At 70.9% G+C, this 18,667-nt stretch carries 10 protein-coding genes and 5 pseudogenes; 6 read left to right on the top strand and 9 right to left on the bottom strand.

Features of this window, described 5'->3' with window-relative positions:
* Window positions 1-161 precede the first annotated feature (161 nt).
* Window positions 162-272, bottom strand: a pseudogene (locus ACWV17_RS02465) (IS5/IS1182 family transposase); the annotation flags it as partial.
* 267 nt (window positions 273-539) lie between these two features.
* Between ACWV17_RS02465 and ACWV17_RS02470 the strand changes: the two are divergent.
* The 3 genes from ACWV17_RS02470 (at window position 540) to ACWV17_RS02480 (ending at window position 6,867) form a co-directional block, all read left to right on the top strand.
* On the top strand, window positions 540-3,464 hold the full coding sequence (locus ACWV17_RS02470; protein ID WP_455358284.1) for an ATP-binding protein: 2,925 nt from the start codon (window positions 540-542) through the stop codon (window positions 3,462-3,464).
* A gap of 166 nt (window positions 3,465-3,630) precedes the next feature.
* A complete protein-coding gene (locus ACWV17_RS02475; protein ID WP_455352107.1) occupies window positions 3,631-5,460 on the top strand; it encodes a PKD domain-containing protein in 1,830 nt (609 codons plus the stop codon).
* A gap of 195 nt (window positions 5,461-5,655) precedes the next feature.
* A complete protein-coding gene (locus ACWV17_RS02480; RefSeq protein WP_455352106.1) occupies window positions 5,656-6,867 on the top strand; it encodes a S8 family peptidase in 1,212 nt (403 codons plus the stop codon).
* A gap of 79 nt (window positions 6,868-6,946) precedes the next feature.
* Here ACWV17_RS02480 and ACWV17_RS02485 read toward each other — a convergent pair whose 3' ends face one another.
* A complete protein-coding gene (locus ACWV17_RS02485; RefSeq protein WP_455358285.1) occupies window positions 6,947-7,069 on the bottom strand; it encodes an alpha/beta hydrolase in 123 nt (40 codons plus the stop codon).
* A gap of 82 nt (window positions 7,070-7,151) precedes the next feature.
* Between ACWV17_RS02485 and ACWV17_RS02490 the strand changes: the two are divergent.
* Window positions 7,152-7,490, top strand: a pseudogene (locus ACWV17_RS02490) (transposase); the annotation flags it as partial.
* A 17-nt stretch (window positions 7,491-7,507) separates the two neighbouring features.
* Here the strand turns inward: ACWV17_RS02490 and ACWV17_RS02495 are convergent.
* The 4 genes from ACWV17_RS02495 to ACWV17_RS02510 all read right to left on the bottom strand — a co-directional run bounded on the left by ACWV17_RS02495 (window position 7,508) and on the right by ACWV17_RS02510 (window position 11,771).
* Window positions 7,508-8,014, bottom strand: coding sequence for a methylated-DNA--[protein]-cysteine S-methyltransferase (locus ACWV17_RS02495; protein WP_455358286.1), 507 nt, complete (start codon window positions 8,012-8,014; stop codon window positions 7,508-7,510).
* A complete protein-coding gene (locus ACWV17_RS02500; RefSeq protein ID WP_455358358.1) occupies window positions 8,011-9,459 on the bottom strand; it encodes a DNA-3-methyladenine glycosylase 2 family protein in 1,449 nt (482 codons plus the stop codon). The genes ACWV17_RS02495 and ACWV17_RS02500 overlap by 4 nt, the downstream gene beginning before the upstream one ends.
* Before the next feature lie 135 nt (window positions 9,460-9,594).
* Window positions 9,595-10,767, bottom strand: coding sequence for a ribosome small subunit-dependent GTPase A (rsgA, locus tag ACWV17_RS02505; protein ID WP_455358287.1), 1,173 nt, complete (start codon window positions 10,765-10,767; stop codon window positions 9,595-9,597).
* Between the two features lie 278 nt (window positions 10,768-11,045).
* Entirely contained in the window at window positions 11,046-11,771 is a 726-nt protein-coding gene (locus ACWV17_RS02510; protein ID WP_455358288.1) for a recombination directionality factor, read from the bottom strand.
* A 671-nt stretch (window positions 11,772-12,442) separates the two neighbouring features.
* Here ACWV17_RS02510 and ACWV17_RS02515 point away from each other — a divergent pair.
* A pseudogene (locus ACWV17_RS02515) lies at window positions 12,443-13,121 on the top strand (transposase); the annotation flags it as partial.
* Between the two features lie 233 nt (window positions 13,122-13,354).
* Here the strand turns inward: ACWV17_RS02515 and ACWV17_RS02520 are convergent.
* From ACWV17_RS02520 to ACWV17_RS02530, 3 genes and pseudogenes are all read right to left on the bottom strand, one after another.
* Window positions 13,355-14,485 (bottom strand): annotated as a pseudogene (locus ACWV17_RS02520) (PP2C family protein-serine/threonine phosphatase).
* A gap of 91 nt (window positions 14,486-14,576) precedes the next feature.
* On the bottom strand, window positions 14,577-16,694 hold the full coding sequence (locus tag ACWV17_RS02525; protein WP_455358289.1) for a SpoIIE family protein phosphatase: 2,118 nt from the start codon (window positions 16,692-16,694) through the stop codon (window positions 14,577-14,579).
* A gap of 102 nt (window positions 16,695-16,796) precedes the next feature.
* Window positions 16,797-17,381, bottom strand: coding sequence for a protoglobin domain-containing protein (locus ACWV17_RS02530; RefSeq protein WP_455352100.1), 585 nt, complete (start codon window positions 17,379-17,381; stop codon window positions 16,797-16,799).
* 501 nt (window positions 17,382-17,882) lie between these two features.
* Here ACWV17_RS02530 and ACWV17_RS02535 point away from each other — a divergent pair.
* A pseudogene (locus ACWV17_RS02535) lies at window positions 17,883-18,644 on the top strand (PAS domain-containing protein); the annotation flags it as partial.
* Window positions 18,645-18,667: the final 23 nt, after the last annotated feature.

Consider the following 18,667-nt stretch of genomic DNA (forward strand, 5'->3'; position numbering starts at 1 on the left):
CGGCGGACGGATGGAGTGGCGGCGACGCTAGGCGGCAGGCGCGGGCGCAGGCCAGGGCGGGTTCCCGGTCAGCGGGAGAAGCGGATATCCGGCCTAAGGGTTGTCCCATAAAGATCCTCGAGTCAGTGCGACCGTGACCGGCTGCTGTCTGATCTGCTCGCTTAACCAGCGAGGGCGAGGTTGTGCAGGCGGGCGATTCCGCGGATCGCGTGGTGGACGCCGTCCCCCTTCAAACGGCAGTCGCGGAGGATCTTCCAGCTCTTCATGCGGGCTTGTCGCCGAGCTCGGCGCGCGCTGAGCCGGGGGCGCGGCGGCGGGGTCCCACGTGCGTCGCCGGAGGGGCGGCCGCCGCCGGTCCCATTCTGGCCAGGAAGCGACGTTGACGAGACCGTCGGGCGTGTCTACCTTCGACCCACCGATCTGTCCCGTGGAGTGGCTCTCCCCCTCCGTCCCACGGGCGGTGACGTGCACGGTCAAGTGCCGGGAGCGGGGTTGCGGAATCCCGCTCGGTGGCTCCGACTCGGCCCACAGGTGGTGGCATGTCGATCGGCCGGAACAGGCAGCCCGTCTCGCCCGTGCACCTGGTCTCCCCCTCGTTGATCGGCCGTGACAGGGAGTTGCGGACCCTGGTGCAGCAGTCGCTGGCACCGCCCGCGGTGGTCCTCGTCGCCGGGGAGGCGGGGATGGGCAAGACCCGGCTCGTGGCCGACGCGTTGGGCGTCCCGGCGCTCGCCGGGACGACCACCCTGGTCGGACACTGCTTCCACCTGCGTGAGCCGCTGCCCATCGCACCGGTTGTGGACGCCCTGCGCCGGGTCGGCGGCGTCCTGCCGAACCGGCAGCGGCTGAATCCGGTGACCGGAGCGCTCAGGCCGCTGCTGCCGGAGCTGTCGGCGCAACTGCCGCCCACACCGGAGCCGCTGGGCGATCCCGGTGCCGAGCGCTACCGCGTCCTGCGTGCCGTCGTGGAGACGCTGCGCGCGATCGGTCCTGCCGTCCTGGTCGTAGAGGACCTGCACTGGGTGGACGGCGGCACCTGCGATTTGCTCCGCTTCCTCGTCAGCGAGATGCCGGACCAGCTCACCCTGGTGCTCACCTACCGGCACGATTCCCCCAGCCCGGCGAGATCGTTCGTCACGTCGGTCCGCCTCCCGCGGCACGTCGCCCTGACGGAACTGACCCTGGGACCGCTGAGCCGGTCCCAGGTCCACACGATGGCGGCGGAGATCCTGGCCACACCAGACGTGTCCGGCGAGTTCGCCGCGTATCTGCGTGAGCACACCATGGGCGTCCCGTTCGCCGTCGAGGAGCTGCTGCGGCTCATGCCCGACCAGCGGGCCCTCGCACGGAGCGACCGCCGCCGGGCCAAGCTGACCATCGAGGGGCTCGGCGTCCCGGCGGCGCTGCGCAACGCCGTGCTGGAACAGCTCGCGCACACCCCGGCCGACGTCCGTCTGCTCGTCGCCGCGGCGGCCGTCCTTCGCCTGCCCGCGACGGAGACCCTGCTCGGGTCGGTCGCGGGGCTGTCGACGGAGCGGGCCGGCGGTGCGCTGTCGCGTGCTCTCGCCCAGGCGCTGCTGCACGAACAGGGCGCCGGGCGCTACGGATTCCGGCACGCGCTGGCTCAGCAAGCGGCGTACGACTCGCTCCCGCCGCACGAGCGAAGGCGCCTGCACCATCGGGCCGCCCGTGAGCTGGAACGCGGGGTCGCTCCGCTGCCCTATGTCCAGCTCGCTCACCACTGCCGGCAGGCAGGACGTCATCAGGCGTGGACGCGCTACGCGGAGACGGCCGCCGGCCGTGCGTCCGCGATGGGGGACGACGCCGCCGCCACTCGCCTGCTGCAGCAAGTCCTCGCGTCCGCCGAGCTGCCGTCCGCGACCCGGGTGCGGCTCGCGGTCAAGCTGGGACAGGCCGCGGTGACCGGCCTGGACCACGCCGAGACGGTCGTCGCGCTGCGCCGGACCCTGGCGGAGGAAAGAATGCCGAAGGGTGTGCGGGGGGAACTGCGCTACCGGCTCGGCCTGCTGCTGCGCAACCAGACCGGAGCGGGTCTCGAAGGTCTGGGCGAGATCGCCGCCGCCGTCCCCGCGCTGCGCCGCCGCCCGCGTATGGCCGCACGCGCCCTGGCATCGCTCGCCGTGCCCACGTACCTGGCGGGGGGACACCTCACCGACCATCTCGCCTGGGCCGAGGAGGCCATCGCCACGGCGGCACGCCTCGACGACCCCGTGGCCACCATCAACGCGGCCGGCAGCTACGCCGTCGCCCTGATGCACACCGGCGACCGCAAGGCCCTCGATGCGGTGCGCCGGCTTCCTGTGTCGGCGACAGACCCGACCCAACGCCGCGATCTGGCACGGGCGTTCAACAACCTGGCGCACGCCGCCGCGGGCACGGGCCGGCTGGCCGCGGCCGGGGAGTACCTTGACCGGAGCGTGCGCCTGCTCGCCGACACCGACGCCGCCTACGTGGCCGGTCTCACCCACTCCACCCGGCTGCTCCTGGACTGGGAGCTCGGCCTGTGGCAGGGCCTGGACCTGCGGGCCCTGCGCACCCGGGCGGTCCTGGCCGATGTTCCGGAGCTCGAGGCGGAGGCGGTCCTGGTACTCGGGCTGCTGGCGCTCGCCCGTGGCGAACTCACCGGCGCGGAACGCCATCTGCGGGCCGCCGCCGACGCATGTCGGCAGCAGGGAGCCGTCCCCGTGCTGCCCGCCGCCCGGGGCGCCCTGGCCCGGCTGCTCCTCTCCCGCGGAAACCCGCAGGGGGCCTGGGAGGAGGTGGCCCCGCTGCTGGACGGCGTGCGGAACAAGGGAATCTGGGTCTGGGCCGCCGCGGTGGCACCCGCCGCCGTCGAAGCGCTCGCCCGGACCGGCCGCCGGCAGCGGGCGCACGAACTGCTCACGGAGTTCGTCGATGGCATCCACGGCCGGAAGGCCCCCGCCGCCACGGTGGCGGTCCATCTCTGCCGTGGTGTGCTCGCCGAGACGGGCGGCGCGTTCGTCAAGGCAGGCGCCCATTACGGCGCCGCGGAGGCGGCGAGCCGGGCCATGGGCTCTCCGTACGCCGCTGCCCGGGCGCTCGAGGGCGTGGCTCGCTGCGCGCTGGCCGCCGGTGACACCGGCGACGTAGGACTCACCACCGCGCTGGCCGCGTACCGGTCGATGGACGCCGGATGGGACGCGGCCCGCTGCCGGCGGCTGCTGCGTGAGTACGGGATGAGCGCGCCGCATCGGCGCGGACGCAAGGGCTACGGCTCCGAACTCTCCCCGCGGGAGCGGGAAGTGGCGGCCCTGGCCGCGGCCGGCGGCACGAACCGGGAGATCGCAGAGGCGCTGTTCCTGTCGCCACGTACGGTCGAGGAGCACTTGGCGCACGCGCTGCGCAAACTCGGCGTCGCCTCCCGGGAGGCGCTCAGCGCCGATCATCCTGCACTGGCCGGGCTCCCGGTCCCTGCTCACTGAGCCGGCATCCCCCGTCCCCAATTAGCCCGTATCCCCTCCGGGTTGCAGCGGCTTGCCGTGACGGAGATCGTCTGACGGCGGCCGCACGCACGTCCGGTACCGGCTCTCCCACGTCGCCGGTACCGGACTCCACCCAGCCATCCGGCTCCCAAGGAGTGGTACCGGCATGCGAGGAAAGACGAAGCTCACTGCAGGACTGGGGCTGAGCGCGGTGGTTCTCGCGCTGACCGCGCCCGGCGCCGCCGGCGCCGACCAGTCCGCCACCGCGTCCACGAGCACGTACATCATCACGCTGAACGGCAAGGTCGCTCATCCCGAGGACTTCGCCGCGGACCACGCCGAGGAGTTCGGCGGCACGGTTCACGGTGTCTACCGGCACGTCCTCAAAGGCTATTCCATGACCCTGCCGGACGCCGCCGTACCGGCACTGCGGTCGCTGCCTCAGGTGCTTGCCGTCGAACGGGACGGCGTCGTAAGGGCGTTGGAGGTCCACGTCGCCGCCAACCGCGCCTACCTGAACGCCGACGGGCCGAGCGCCGCCGCGCAGGAGATACCGACCGGCATCAGGCGGATCTTCGCCGACCAGAATCCGAATCTCGACATCGACGGCCAGGACGACGTCCGCATGGACGTGGACATCGCCATCACCGACTCCGGCATCGACTTCGACCATCCCGACCTCAATGTCGCCTCCCGCACGGACTGCACGTCCGGCACCTGCCGGGAGAACCAGGGCGATGACGGCAACGGACACGGCTCCCACGTCGCCGGCACCGCCGCCGCGATCGACAACGGCACCGGCGTGGTCGGCGTGGCACCCGGCGCACGGCTCCACGCGGTGAAGGTGCTCGGCGACAACAACCAGGGTCAGTGGTCCTGGATCATCGCCGGCTACGACTACATCGCCGCCCGCTCCGGCACCATCGACGTGGTCAACTCCTCCATCGGCGGCAGCGGTGAGCCGGCGGCACTCGGAACCGCCGTACAGAACCTCGTCGGCAAGGGCGTACCGCTCATCGTCTCCGCCGGCAACGACGACAAGGACGCCACCACCAGCGCCCCCGCCAAGTTCCGCGACGCCCTGACCGTCTCGGCCCTCGCCGACTCCGACGGCAAGCCGGGAGGCAGCGGCGGGGCGCCCGCCTGCCGCTCCGACCAGGACGACACGCTCGCCGACTTCTCCAACTGGGGTTCCAAGGTGGGCATCACAGCACCCGGAGTCTGCATCCACTCGACGTTCAAGGACGGCGGATACAACCGGAACTACAGCGGCACGTCGATGGCCGCCCCGCATGTCACCGGCGCCGCGGCGCTCCTCGCCATGGTCGACAAGCCCGCCAACCGGGACGAGGTGCACGCCCTCTACCAGTACCTCGCGGACCACGGCAACACCGACTGGAGGGACGACTCCGGCGACGGCACGCAGGAACCTCTGCTCGATGTCGGCGACCCGCAGGAGTTCCCGCCCGCCCAGGACGGCAACCGGCGCCCCACCGCCTCCTACACCCACAGCTGCGACGACGTCACGCTCGACTGCACCTTCGACGGCGGCGGCTCCTCGGACCCGGACGGCAGCGTGAAGACGTGGGAGTGGGACTTCGGCGACGGCACCACCGCCACCGGCAGGACCGCGGCCCACACCTACGCCGAGAAGGGCGCCTTCACCGTCAAGCTGACTGTCACCGACGACAAGGGGGCCACCGGATCCACCACGAAGACGGTCCGGGTGGGACCGAACCAGGCACCCACCGCGGCCTTCACGGCCGACTGCCGCAACGTGGTCGGCACTCGCTTCTGCAAGTTCGACGGGGCGGACTCGTCCGACGCGGACGGCTCGATCAGCTCCTACGCCTGGGACTTCGGTGACGGCAGCACCGGCAGCGGTGCCCAAGCCGACCACATCTACGGTGCCGCCGGCACCTACAGCGTGACCCTGACGGTGACGGACGACGAGGGCGCCACGGACTCCGAGACCAGGCCCGTACGAGTCCCCTGAACCGGCGTCCGGCAATTACCCCGTACCCCCTCCGGATTGCTACCGCCGAACGCTGAAGGGACCGTCGAACCCGTCACATCGGCCGCAGGCCCGCCGGCCCCCCACGGCGGGCGGGCCTGCCCTTCCTCACGGCGCGACCTCACCTTCCCCCGTACCGGCTGCGATCCGGTCAACGAAAGGCCAGGTGCTCCACAAGTGACCTCCATCCCCCGCCGACTCGGCGCCGCCCTGCTTCCCGCCGCGCTGCTCACCGTCGGCCTGCCGTTCGTCCTCACCCCCGCACACGGCGCGGCCGCACCACCCGCCGCGCTCCGGCTCGCCCCGGCCGGCGATGCGATAGCGGACAACTGGATCGTCGTCCTCAAGGACGGGACGAAGTCCTCCCCGGCGGCCGTCGCCCGTGAGCTGGTGGACCGCGGGGACGGCGAGCTGACCCATGTGTACACCAGCGCGGTCAAGGGCTTCGCCACCGAGATGTCGCTGCCCGAGGCGCGGACACTCGCCGCGGATCCGCGGGTCGCGTACGTCGAGCAGGACTCCGTCGTCCGGGCGAGCGAGACCCAGTCCAATGCGACCTGGGGTCTCGACCGGATCGATCAGCGCAATCTTCCGCTGAGCGGCACGTACACCTACAACACCACGGCCTCGAACGTCTCGGTGTACGTCATCGACACCGGACTGCGCACCTCTCACGGCGAGTTCGGCGGGCGAGCCTCCATCGGCACCGACACCGTCGGCGACGGGCAAAACGGCAACGACTGCAACGGGCACGGCACCCATGTGGCGGGCACCGCGGCCGGCTCCACGTACGGCGTCGCCAAAGCCGCGAAGATCGTCGGGGTGCGGGTGCTGAACTGCGAAGGCTCCGGGTCGACATCGGGCGTCATCGCGGGGGTCGACTGGGTCACCTCCCACGCGGTCAAGCCGGCCGTCGCCAACATGAGTCTGGGCGGCGGGGCCAACACCTCACTGGACGACGCCGTGAAACGCTCCATCGCCTCGGGCGTCACCTACTCGCTCGCCGCCGGCAACGGGAACATCTTCGGCCAGCCGCAGAACGCGTGCAATGCCTCGCCTGCCCGGGTGCCGGAGGGCATCACCGTCGGGGCCACCGACAAGGACGACAAGCGGGCCTCATGGTCCAACTACGGCACATGCCTCGACCTGTTCGCACCCGGTGTGAGCATCACCTCCGCCTGGAAGGACGGAGACAGCTCCACCAACACCATCAGCGGTACTTCCATGGCGGCGCCGCACACCGCCGGAGCGGCCGCCCTCTACCTGGCCGATCACCCCGGTGCGAGTCCCGCCCAGGTCCGTGACGCTCTCGTGGGCGGGGCCACCACCGGCAAGGTCCAGGACCCGAAGTCGGGCTCGCCCAACAGGCTCCTGTACACGCTGTACTGACCGCGGCACCCCGGGGGAGGCCCACGGTGAGCGGGACTTGGCGCGACCGTACGAGGGTCGCGCCAGGTCCTTTCCGGCTTCAGCAGGTGGGGCTGGGACGGACGTTCTTCAGCTTGGCGAGGTAGGCGCCGACGGCGTTCTCGACGCACTTGTTGCTGCGGCCGTAGGCGATCTGCCCCAGGCCCTCGTAGGTCAGCAGCATGCGCCGGGGAACTGCTCTGCCAGGCTCTCGGCCTCCTCGGCGTCTGATCAACGGCGGATCCGATGATCAAGGAGGCGCTGAGCGAGACCTCAGCCACCTCGGTCCCCTGCTCGCGCTCAAGCCCCGCAGACGGTTCCGCAAGGACACCGTGCTCATCGTGGACGGAACCCTGGTCCCCACCCGCGACCACACGGTGGCCGAGCAGTCGAAGAACTACCACTACTCCACCAACCATCAGGTCGTCATCGATGCCGATACCCGGCTCGTCGTGGTGGTCGGCCGGCCTCTGCCCGGCAACCGCTACGACTGCAAGGCGTGGGCACTGTCCGGAGCCAAGGACTCCGTCGGCCGCACCACTGTGATCGCCGACGGCGGCTACCGGGGCACCGGCCTGGTCATCCCGCATCGCCGCGAGCGCGGATCTTTACGGGACAACCCTTAGGTCCTGTCCGGGAGCGGGGGCCACGCGTCTTCGAGGGTGAGCAGCTGCTGCTGGCGCTCCAGGCCGCCCGCATAGCCGGCCAGTGTGCCGCCGGCGCCGGTCACCCGGTGGCAGGGGCGGACGATGAGCAGCGGGTTGGCGCCGAGCGCGCCGCCCACCGCCCGTACGGCGGCACGGGAGGCGCCGATACGGCCGGCCAGGGCTCCGTAGGTGACGGTCGCTCCGTACGGTACGGAGTCGAGCGCGTCCCAGACCCGCTCGCGGAACGCCGTGCCATCGGTCCTGAACTCCAGGTGGAATGCCTTCAGTTCGCCCGCGAAATAGGCGGCGAGCTGCTCCTCGGCCGCCCGGAAGACCGCGGGAACCCGGAGCCAGCCGGGCTGGACGGTGCGTCCGCGCTTCTGTCCCGGAACGGACAGGGAGGTGAGCCCCGATTCGTCGCCGGTGAGGAGGAGTTCACCGATCGGGCTGTCGAGAGTGCTGTAGAGCGTCGGTGCGGTCATCGGTGCTTCGTCTCCATGTCGCGTGCGGTCCACAGGTGTTGGAGGGCGTACGAGCGCCACGGCCGCCACGCCGCGTCGTCCGGTTCGCCGGGCGGTGCCACGTCGGGGTCGCCCAGGGCGCGCATCCGGATACGGGCGGCCGTACGCGGGGTGAGGCCGGGGAGGGCGAGCAGCGCCCGTTCGGCGTCGTCGCGGTCCGCCCCGGGATCGAGCCGTACGGTGCCGTCGGCGAGGGCGGCGGCGAGCGCGCGCAGGGCGGGGTCCGGGTGGCCGGCGAGGGCGCCGGGTTCGGGGAAGAGGTGGGTCAGCCCGTCGCTGGGCGCGTCCAGGGCTTTGCCGTACTCCGCGACGAGCGCGGCGGCGGCCTCCCGCCCGACCAGTTCCCGTACGGCCAGTTCCTCGGGATCGGCGGTACCGGGCGAGCGCAGCCCGGGGCGGGCGGCGACGAGCGGTGCGAGCCGCGGATCGGCGCGGAGGCGCTCATCGACGGCGTACGGATCGGCGTCGAGGTCGAACAGCCGGCGCACCCGCTGCACGGCGGTGGTGAGATCGCGTACATCGGTGAGCTGCACCTGTGCCTCCAGCCAGCCACAGTGCGCGGCGCGCCCGCGCGGGTGGCGTGCCTCGTTCACCGCGACGACGCCGCTGCCGTGGGGCAGCCGCAGCGTGCGGCGGTAGGTGCGGCGGCCCGGGAGACCCTGGACCTCCTCCACCTGGGCGATCGCCTCCCGCGCGAGCAGATCGAACATCTCCCGCGCCGCACAGGGCCCGCGGTACGCGAGGCGGAGCGGGATGCCCGCCGCCGGGCGGGCCGGTGCCCGCCTAGGGTCTCTCGTTTGGATCTTGCCGGGCTCGCGGGGTCTGGCCTGATCCAAACGAGAGACCCTGGGTGCGGCGTCCGACCGCAGGTCGCTCGGCGTGCGGGCGTAGATCTGGCGGATCGTGTCGTTGAACTGGCGGACGCTCGCGAACCCCGCCGCGAACGCGATCTCCGTGACCGGGAGCCCGGTCGTCTGGAGCAGCACCCGCGCGGTGTGCGCGCGCTGCGCGCGGGCCAGTGCGACCGGCCCCGCCCCCAGCTCGGCGGTGAGCTGGCGCTGCACCTGCCGGGCGCTGTAGCCGAGGCGTACCGCGAGGCCGGGGACGCCCTCGCGGTCGACCACTCCGTCGCCGATCATGCGCATCGCGCGGCCCACGACATCCGCGCGGACGTTCCACGCGGCGGAGCCGGGCACGGCGTCCGGCCGGCACCGCCGGCAGGCGCGGAAGCCCTGCCCCTGGGCGGCGGCCGCGGTCGGGTAGAAGCGGACGTTCCGGCGCTTCGGGGTGACGGCGGGGCAGCTCGGGCGGCAGTAGATTCCGGTCGTCACGACGGCGAAGAAGAACTCTCCGTCGAAGCGCGCGTCACGGCTGCTCACCGCCTCGTACCTGGTCTCGTCGTCCATCACGAGATCCAGTGTGCGACACCGGACCCGCTCCGGCTGGCGGGATTCGGACAGGGTGCTGGGACGCCGGAGACACCCGGCGCCCCACCCCACGCCGCGCGGGTACGGCCACGGCCACCGCTACTACGGCTACGGCTACGGCTTGCGCTGCCTGCCGCGCTTCGCCTCCATGTTCGCCCGCCCCTCCGCGTGCTTCATCTTCCACTCGCGCCGGATCTCGCCGCGCAGCCGCGCGTCCGTCTTGGCGACGATGCGCTGGTTCTCGCGCATCAGCTTGCGGTAGCTGTCCAGCCGCCGCTCCGGCAGCGCGCCGTCCTCGACCGCGCCGAGCACCGCGCAGCCCGGCTCCGCCTCGTGCGCGCAGTCGTGGAAGCGGCAGCCGGTGGCGAGCGCCTCGATCTCGGAAAACACCTGGCTGACACCGGTCCCGGCGTCCCACAGCCCGACCCCGCGCAGCCCGGGGGTGTCGATCAGCACTCCCCCGCCGGGCAGCACCAGCAGATTGCGGGTGGTGGTGGTGTGCCGGCCCTTCCCGTCGACCTCACGGGTGGCCTGTACGTCCATGACGTCCTCACCGAGCAGTGCGTTGGCGAGGGTGGACTTTCCGGCACCGGACACCCCGAGCAGCACGCTCGTCCCGCCCGCGACGACGGCGGCGAGCACATCGATGCCCTCGCCGGTCGCGGAACTGACGGGCAGCACCTGCACGCCGGGCGCGGTGGTCTCCACGTCCTGGACGAGGTGCGAGAGCCCGGTCGCGTCCGGGACCAGGTCGGCCTTGGTGAGCACCACCAGCGGCTGGGCACCGCTCTCCCAGGAGTCCGCCGACGTACGCAGCAGCGCATCACCACTCGAACTGGACATCGCGAGCGCGAGGAACCGTTCGATCCGCCCGAGGTCGAGTTCGACCGCGAGCGACACACAGATGATGATGTGATCGATGTTAGTGGCCAGCACCTGACCTTCGGAACGCTTGGACGACGTCGACCGCACGAAGGCCGTACGGCGAGGGAGGATCGTGCGCGCGTACCGCGGATCACCGCCCTCGGGATCGACGGCGACCCAGTCCCCCGTGCACACGACCTTCATCGGGTCACGGGGAACGACGAACTCGGTGTCGGCCCGGATGACGCCGGCCGCGGTCATGACGTCACACTGGCCGCGGTCGACCCGTACGACCCGGCCGGGGACCAGACCCTGCGCGGCGTACGGAGCGAACTCGGCCGCCCGGCCTTCGTCCCAGCCGTAGGCGGCGAGGACGTGCTGAGCATCAGAAGTGGAAGAAGTGTTGAGCGAAGCGTTGAACAAGGGGAACCCTTCGGAGGGCGGCCCCGGCGGCGCGCTCTGCGCGCGGAAGTCGAGTGGGTGTCAGCCGGAGGCCACAGGGGTGGAAACGATGAACTCCTGAATGCGGGCAGCGCCCGTCTCCATGACAGTCATCAATGTCCTCACCTCCTGCTTCTTCTCAACGAACGAACACCGTTCCCTCGGGAACGGACGAGCAGAACCATAGCCTCGCCCCAGGGCACAGCACCACCGATTAAATGCAGGGCCTTACCCACGACATCTGCAGCCGAAGACCGACGTCACGCCGCGAGTCGTACAGCAGCCTGGGCGAGGGCCTGGGTCCTGCCGACCTCAACGACCGGCCGCCGGTAGCTCACGGCGATCCCGGAGCGCGTGGGGAACTCCACCAGTTCGTATCGCAGCACACCCAAGGCCGGAACAGCCGCCGCGTCCAGATCAGCAGCGAACGCGGGCAGCTCGGCAGCGAGTTCCCACGAAGTCGATACGAGGGAGAACTCACCCAGCTCGGGAAGGTCCGCCAGCCGGAAGCCGATTCGGACTTCCGGCGTCGGCCCGCGACCTGTCTGGGCTGCCGCCTTGCGGTCAGCCAGGCTCGCCGGACAACCACACAGCGATCCACGTGCGCCCGCCGGCTCCAAGAACCGAGTTCCGTCGCAGACATGGAAAGTCTCACCAGCTCCGCGCATCACCATGCGAAGCGAGACGGCTCCGCGGCCACCCAGCAAGACAGGGATGTGATCGCGGTGAGTCAGGACCTCGACGACACGCTCGTCGCCGGTGTCCAACAGCTGCGGCACACCTCCATAGAGCCCACCCACAGCGTCAGCGACCGCATGGTCCTCCGTTGTAATGCGCCACGCCGACACCGCAATGGGCCTTCCCCCTTGCTGTCGCGCCTCATGGAAACGGCCCACGGGATCCGACGCGGATACGCGCGGCCGATCCGCCCTAGCGTCGTCGAGCTTCTGCCCGCGACTGGGGCTGTGGTACGGGTGGGGAGCCATGGTCTTCCTCCGGCGGCGCGATGTTCAGAGGCTCCGAGGATCCGAAGTACTCGCCGCTTGGCCTAACCGGAATTCACGTGTAGAGAGATGCCAGCCCGCATGTCATCAGGTCCGAGCAAGGTCTCATCAGTTCCACCAGCACCGCCACCTCAGCGGCGGCCCAACCGCGCACCCACGCATTACGAGACCATGAGCGATCACGTTGCGTGGTGCCGCCTCCTACGGCGTAGCGACGTTCTTCCTGATCAGAGCACGTGCGGCAGGTTGGCCTGTGCCGCCCTGTGTTGCACCGTCCAAAGGCGTCTGTCCACCCGGCTGTCCACCGGCTGTCCACCGGTGGAGCCAGCGGCCCACTGGCGCGACCTCAGTTGAGCTGGCTGCGCCAGGTCACCCCGTTCGAAGCAACGAGCACCGGTCGCTGTCGGACCTCTACAAGCCGTTCCACCGCCATTGCTGAGCGCCCTGGCCACCCCTGATCCTCGGTCGACCCCGATTCCCCCGGAGCCGGAGGTGTAGACGCCGCGCATGGCCACCATACGGAACATCGGTTCGCCGCCACCGCAGTCTCTGCCGTGCCGAGAACGTGCCGTCTAGTGCTGTGACCGGGAAGGTTCGCCGGGTTGGCCGTTGGGGCGGTTGGATGGGCGCTGACGTCCGCTCCGACCGCTGGAGGCGTGAGTGGCCAGCGCACCAAGACCTGGAAGGAGCCCCGACCGCGACGCCACGCTCGACCGCATCGAGCACGTCCTGGAGCACTTCCCGGACCGGGTCTTCGCCTTCGACGAGTTCGGGCCCCTTGGGATCCGGCCGACCGCGGGCTCCTGCTGGGCGAAGCAGGGCAAGCCCGACCGCCTGCCGGCGACCTACCGCCGCACCCACGGCGTCACCTACTTCCACGGCTGCTACTCCGTGGGTGACGATCGGCTGTGGGGCGTCATCCGGCGCCGCAAAGGCACCGTCAACACCCTGGCCGCACTGAAGTCGATCCGTGCCGCCCGGCCCGACGGCGCCCCGATCTACATCATCATGGACAACCTCTCCGCCCACACCGGCGCGGACATCCGCCGCTGGGCGAACAAGAACAAGGTCGAGCTGTGCTTCACCCCGACCTACGCCTCCTGGGCCAACCCGATCGAGGCGCACTTCGGCCCGCTGCGGCAGTTCACCCTGGCCAACTCCAACCATCCGAACCACCCGGTGCAGACCAGGGCCCTGCACGCCTACCTGCGCTGGCGCAACGCCAACGCCCGCCACCCCGACATACTCGCCGCACAACGCAAGGAACGCGCCCGCATCCGAAGCGAAAAGGGCATCCGCTGGGGCGGCAGACCACTACCGGCAGCGGCATGACCACCCAACCCGGCCACAGCACTACGAGCTTGCGGCCTCCGCCAGGACGCGTGCGAGATCGCGGGGGCAGGTGGCCATCGGCCAGTGGCCCGGGTCGAGGTCCACCTACGCCTGGTTCGTCGAACGCTGCTGCGTCTCGGCGGAACAGGGAGCATGACGCAGCGGCGCGCCCGGCTCCTCACGCCGTCCGGCGGCCGACGACCCGGCGGTGAGCGCCGTGACAACTGCCTGCGTCACAGGCGAAGGACGACCAGGGCGGTGTCGTCGGTGGCACCGGCAGGCGGGATCAGGTCGGTCAGGAGGGCGTCGGCAAGTGTTTCGGGGTCGACGCCCCGGTGGCGGGGGAGGGAGTCGGCAAGGCGGGCCAGGCCTGCATCGATGTCCTCGCGGCGGCGTTCGATCAGCCCGTCGGTGTACAGCACCATGGTGCCCCCTCCGTGAACGCGGTCTCGGCCTGGGGGCGGGGGGCGTGTTCGGGGCGGGCGCCGAGCGGGGGGTCGGTGGCCTGGTCGAGGAAGTCCACGGCGCCGTCGGGGTGCAGCAGGGCCGGCGGAGGGTGCCCGGCGCTGCTGTAGGCGATGGTGTGGCTGGTGTCGTCGATGACGGACAAGAGCGCCGTGGTCGACTCCGCGCCCTCGATGTGCGGCGGCCAGGCCGTGGCCGACGGCGTCGCCGACGGCCACCGCGATGCGGTTGTCAGGGAGGTCGACCAGGTCGTACCAGTCCCCGCAGACGTTCAGGGCCCCGACCGCCGGGAGGTAGCGTGCTGATGCGCGGTGATGTCTCGAAGGCCCGAGGGCGGGCAGCATCGCCTCTTGCAGGCGCAGGGCGACTTCGCGTTCGCGGGCGTGGGCCTTGCGTAGTCGTTCGTTGACTTCCTGCAGTTCCCGGGCGCGGGTGTACAGCTCGGTCTCCAGTACCCTCGCCCGGTCTCCGCTGCCTCGGACATTGCGCGTGCGGACCAGCTCGGTGATGTCCTCTTCCCAGTGCAGCAGCAGCGCCATTTTCCCGTCCGGACCGAAGACGGGGGCACAGACCGCACTCCAGTACCGCTCCTCCCGCTCCCCGGGCCGGTCCAGGGACTCCACGTCGTAGCGGTGCAGCGTCATGGCGTCGCGTTCCCCGGTGGCGGCCACCCACCGCAGGGAATCCTGCAGCTTGCGCATGCCGGTCACGTCGGGGACCTTGGGGTCGTCAGGGAAGGCATCAGACAGGCAGCGGCCCACCAACTGATCACGGGTACGCCCCAGCATGCGCAGGAACGCCTCATTGACGTCGGCGTACACCAGATCCGTCGTGAACAGGGCCACCGCGTTCGGCAGCAACTGGAAGACCGCCTCGTAGTCGATCTCGGATGCATCCACGACGGCCACCTGCCCGCGACGCTGTGCCGATCACCTGGTCTTTTCACGATAAGCACCGGCGGCGCTCCGGGCAGGTCCGTACCGGGAGCACTCAGCCGCCCGGCATCCCAGAGACGTCATCACCGTCGTAGCAGTGCTCGGCGGTTCCGATGCGGGCGACGAGGATGGCGATGTCGTCCTCGGCCGTGGCCGGAGCGAGTTCGGACAGCAGGGTGTCGCAGAGTTCGTCGACGTCCCGGTCCGGGCCTTCGACGAGTTTGGTCAGTTCGTCGAGGCGCTCGTCGAGGTCGGTTCCCCGGGCTTCGACCAGGCCGTCGGTGTAGAAGACGAGGGTGCTGCCGGGTTCGAGGCTGAGGGAGGTCGTGCTGTAGCGGATGCCTCCGATGCCGAGGGGTGCTCCGGTCGGCAGGTCGACGAGTCGGGTGGCGCCGTCGGGGGTGATGAGGACGGGCGGGGGGTGACCGGCGCGGGCGATGCGGCAGCTTCCGGTGGCTGCGTCGCAGACGGCGTAGAGGCAGGTTGCCGTCAGGGGGTCGTCGAGTTCCAGCAGTGTGGTGTCGAGTTGGTGCAGGAGGAGGTTCGGAGGTACGTCGAGGCGGGCGAGGGCGCGGGCGGTGGTGCGCAGTTGGCCCATGACGGCGGCGGCCTGGATGCCGTGGCCCATGACGTCGCCTATGACGAGGGCTACTTCGCCGGGGGCGAGAGTGGTCATGTCGTACCAGTCGCCGCCGACCTCGTTGACGTCACTGGCAGGCCGGTAGCGGTGGGCGATCTCGATCCCGGCCGGCGGGCTGGGGTGCGGGGGCAGCATGCTGCGCTGGAGGGTCAGGGCGGTGTCGTGTTCGCGGTTGTACAGGCGGGCGTTGTCGATGCACAGGGCGGCGTGGGCGGCCATGTCCTGGGCGAGGGCGACGTCTCGTCGGTCGAAGGCGGGGCTGTCGCCGGCGCGGAGAAAGGTGACGATGCCGAGCACGAGGCCCCGGGCCATGAGGGGGGCCATCATCAGCGAGTGCACACCTGCCTGCCGGAGTTTCTCCGGAGTCTGCGTGTGTGCGGCGGCCGGGGCGATGACGCGTGCGTCGATCCGGGGGAGCAGGAAGGGCCGGCGGTCGATGAGGGCCTGTGCGTAGGGGGCGGCGGACGGGAAGTGCAGCACACCTCCTACGGGGGTGAGCAGAGCGGCGACGGCGGAGCCGTGTGAGGGGGATTTGCCGAGCCGCCGCATGGCCGTACCGCCGCTGAGGCCGGACAGCGTCTCCCCGCCCTGGCTGACGGGCTCCAGGACGTCGACGGTGGCCACATCGGCCAGCCGTGGGACGGCCAGATCGCAGAGTTCCTGCCCTGTTCGGGCGACATCGAGAGTCGTACCCACGCGCAGGGAGGTTTCGTTGAGCAGCTCCAGCCGGCGCAGGCCGGGCGCACTGTCGAGGTCGCCCTCGTAGTCGCGGGTGGCGTCGATGATCCAGGCGCTGACCCCCACCGGCCGGCCCGACGAGTCGTCCAGGCGGTAGTAGGAGGTGGACCAGACACGGTCGTGGTCCGGGTCGGCGGGAGTGCGGCCGATCCGTCTGAAGTTCATCACCGGCTCGCCGGTGGCAAGCACCCGGCGCATCGCCGCTTCGGCCTGCTCGCCGTTGACCCCGGGGAGGACCTCGGTCATCCGGCGGCCGATGTGAGCCGGCGCAGGGACACCGTTCATCGCCGCAAGGGCGGGGTTGACCCTCAGGAACCGCACATCGGTGTCGAAGACCGCCAGGCCGATCGGGGAGCGCGCGAACAGCCCCTCCAGCAGCGCACCTGCCCCTCGTGCCCGTCGCGCCTGCCGGGCGTCGACCGCGAGCGCGAGCAGCCCCCACCCCTCACCTGCCTCCCCGGAAGCGCCGGCCAACGGAGACAGCCACGCCTCTAGCTCCACCGTGGAGCCGTCCTTGCTGCGTACGGGGAACACGCCCGTGACGCTGTGCCCAGAGGCGACTGCATTCTGTAGGGCACGAACCGTGGAGCGCTCGGAGGCCGGAACGAGGTCGAGACTGGCCCTGCCCACGACCTGGTCGGCCGTATAGCCGAGCAACTCCGGTGCGCCCATGGCCCACTGGAGGATCCTGCCGCTGCTGTCGGTCTCCACGAGAGCGACCGGACGCACGTCCCACCAGGCACCGGCCCGCTCGCCCCTGCCCGCAGGTTTCCCCGTAGTTGCACGTTCCGCCATGGTTCAGACCCCAGCAGAAATCGCATCAAGTGTCGATTTCAGTATGAACCGAGGCACAACGCGCCACACCTGGCAGCAGCTGGGCCTGCGGAGGGGCCCCTTTTACCAGTCAATGCCCGCGTAAGGCTGCGCCCAGAGCGTGACCTGCAAGGTGACCGCCTTGCACCAGGCCTGGTGCATCTTCTCGACCGCGTCCGTGTCGTCACCGCCCTTCGCAAGGAAGGGGCGCATCGTGGCCGTGATGGGGTAGATCAGCGCGATCAGGTGGCGCAGCGGGATGTGCCGCGTGGACTGGACGTTGTCGGTGGTGTTCTTCTTCAAGTGCGTGTGGCGCAGGGCGATCTCCTGCGCGTAGGCCAGCCACTGCTCGTCGTGCGGGCGGGTACACGTGTCGCGGATCCACTGGCCGAAGCGGTCCCGCACGCGAGCCAAGTAGCTGTCGACCGGTGCGCCGTCCGGGTCGGTGAATGCGGCGAGCAGATGCGGGTTCGCGCCCACGAACCCGTACCAGACGTCGAGCACGTCCTCGATCTGCCCGTCGAGCACCTGCGCCGCCCGGGCCAGGGAAGCCGCGTCCTCGTCCGTCCACAGCACGCTCGCCTCCAGGGCGCGCAGCTCCTCCGGCGTCACCGGGGACGGAGCGAGGCCGGAAGCGTCGTAGTCGTAGCCGGCGATCGTCTCAGGCATGTCACCTCCAGCATTTGATTCGGAGTCCAACCCCCTGTGGCTGAATCTAGGCCCCCATGCGGGGTCCGGCGATGGGCCACGCCGGGACCGGAGGCTCTCCCGCGTGCCGCAGACCAGGACTGCCGCCCGCTGGGCGGGGGAGAGACGCGCGGAGCCCGCTCGAGCCACCTTCCGGTGGCGGGAAATCGCCGGCCCGGTATGCGGCTGGTCGCGAGGAGCGGGCTCCCCGGAGCCTTCACCCGGGGGTGGGAGACGATCTCCTACAGCGGTTCGGCGGCTCCCTCCCGCGTCGTGCGAGAGGACGGCGGGTTCATCTGGCTGCCCACCCTCGACGCTCCCGAGCAGCTGCTCGGCAAGCCACCGGTCACCATGGAACCCTGTGGCCTCCCTGCCGGCTCCGGTATCGCGGCCGTGGCGCTCCCCGGACCGCAGGGACCGCTCGGCGCGCTGTCCCTGATCACCCCGCCGTCCGGTGAGCCCGGCCCCGGGGACCGGGCGTTCATGGAGGACGTGGCCAGATGGGCGGGAGGACGGCTGCGTCTGGCGGTGCCCAGGCCGGAGGGGCTGTCCCCCGCGCTGCTGACCTCGGCCGGCGAACCGGAGCTGCGGCAGACGCCCGGGGAAGCGAAGGGCGGCGCCTGGGAGTGGGACCTCGACAGCGGGGCGTTCACCGTCGACACGGCCTTCACGACGGCGCTCGGCATCGACTGGATCGGCGTCGGCCTGGTGGAGAGCTGGGGCGATCTCATCCACCCCGACGACCAGCCGTATGTGGTGCACGGGGTAGAGGAGGCGATCCTCAGCCATGGGCCGTACGACGCCGAGTACCGCATGGCCTCCACCGACGGCGCCTACGTCTGGATCCGGGCCCTGGGCCAGGTGGAACTGGACGCGGAAGGGCGCGCCGTCCGGCTGACGGGCACGTTTCAGGACACCACCGAGGCGCACGCCGCCCTGGAGCCGGTGGGCCGCGCGCTGCGCCACATGACCGACGGCTTCCTGTCCGTCGGAAGCGACTGGCGGATCGAGTTCGCCAACGTCGCGGCCGCACACCTGCTCGGCTCCGCATCGAGCCTGACCGGCAGACTGCTGTGGGATCTGCCGGCCATCCAAGGTGTCCCACGGCTGGAAGAGCGATGCCGTCAGGCCGTCCACACGGGCAGCCCGACCGGTTTGGACGTGCCCTGGACGGACAGCGACCGCTGGTACCACCTGCGACTGGTCCCCGTACCCGGCGGCCTCACCCTCTACTGCACGGACATCACCGAACGGCGGCTGCGCGAAGC

This window comes from Streptomyces mabaensis (assembly GCF_053763515.1).

Coding starts and splice junctions, on each gene's coding strand:
- ACWV17_RS02485 (WP_455358285.1), bottom strand. CDS start 7,069: ATGCTGCTGACCTACGAGGGCCTGGGGCAGATCGCCTACGGCCGCAGC.
- ACWV17_RS02530 (WP_455352100.1), bottom strand. CDS start 17,381: ATGCCTGAGACGATCGCCGGCTACGACTACGACGCTTCCGGCCTCGCT.
- ACWV17_RS02525 (WP_455358289.1), bottom strand. CDS start 16,694: ATGGCGGAACGTGCAACTACGGGGAAACCTGCGGGCAGGGGCGAGCGG.
- ACWV17_RS02470 (WP_455358284.1), top strand. CDS start 540: ATGTCGATCGGCCGGAACAGGCAGCCCGTCTCGCCCGTGCACCTGGTC.
- ACWV17_RS02510 (WP_455358288.1), bottom strand. CDS start 11,771: ATGGCTCCCCACCCGTACCACAGCCCCAGTCGCGGGCAGAAGCTCGAC.
- ACWV17_RS02475 (WP_455352107.1), top strand. CDS start 3,631: ATGCGAGGAAAGACGAAGCTCACTGCAGGACTGGGGCTGAGCGCGGTG.
- ACWV17_RS02500 (WP_455358358.1), bottom strand. CDS start 9,459: ATGGACGACGAGACCAGGTACGAGGCGGTGAGCAGCCGTGACGCGCGC.
- ACWV17_RS02495 (WP_455358286.1), bottom strand. CDS start 8,014: ATGACCGCACCGACGCTCTACAGCACTCTCGACAGCCCGATCGGTGAA.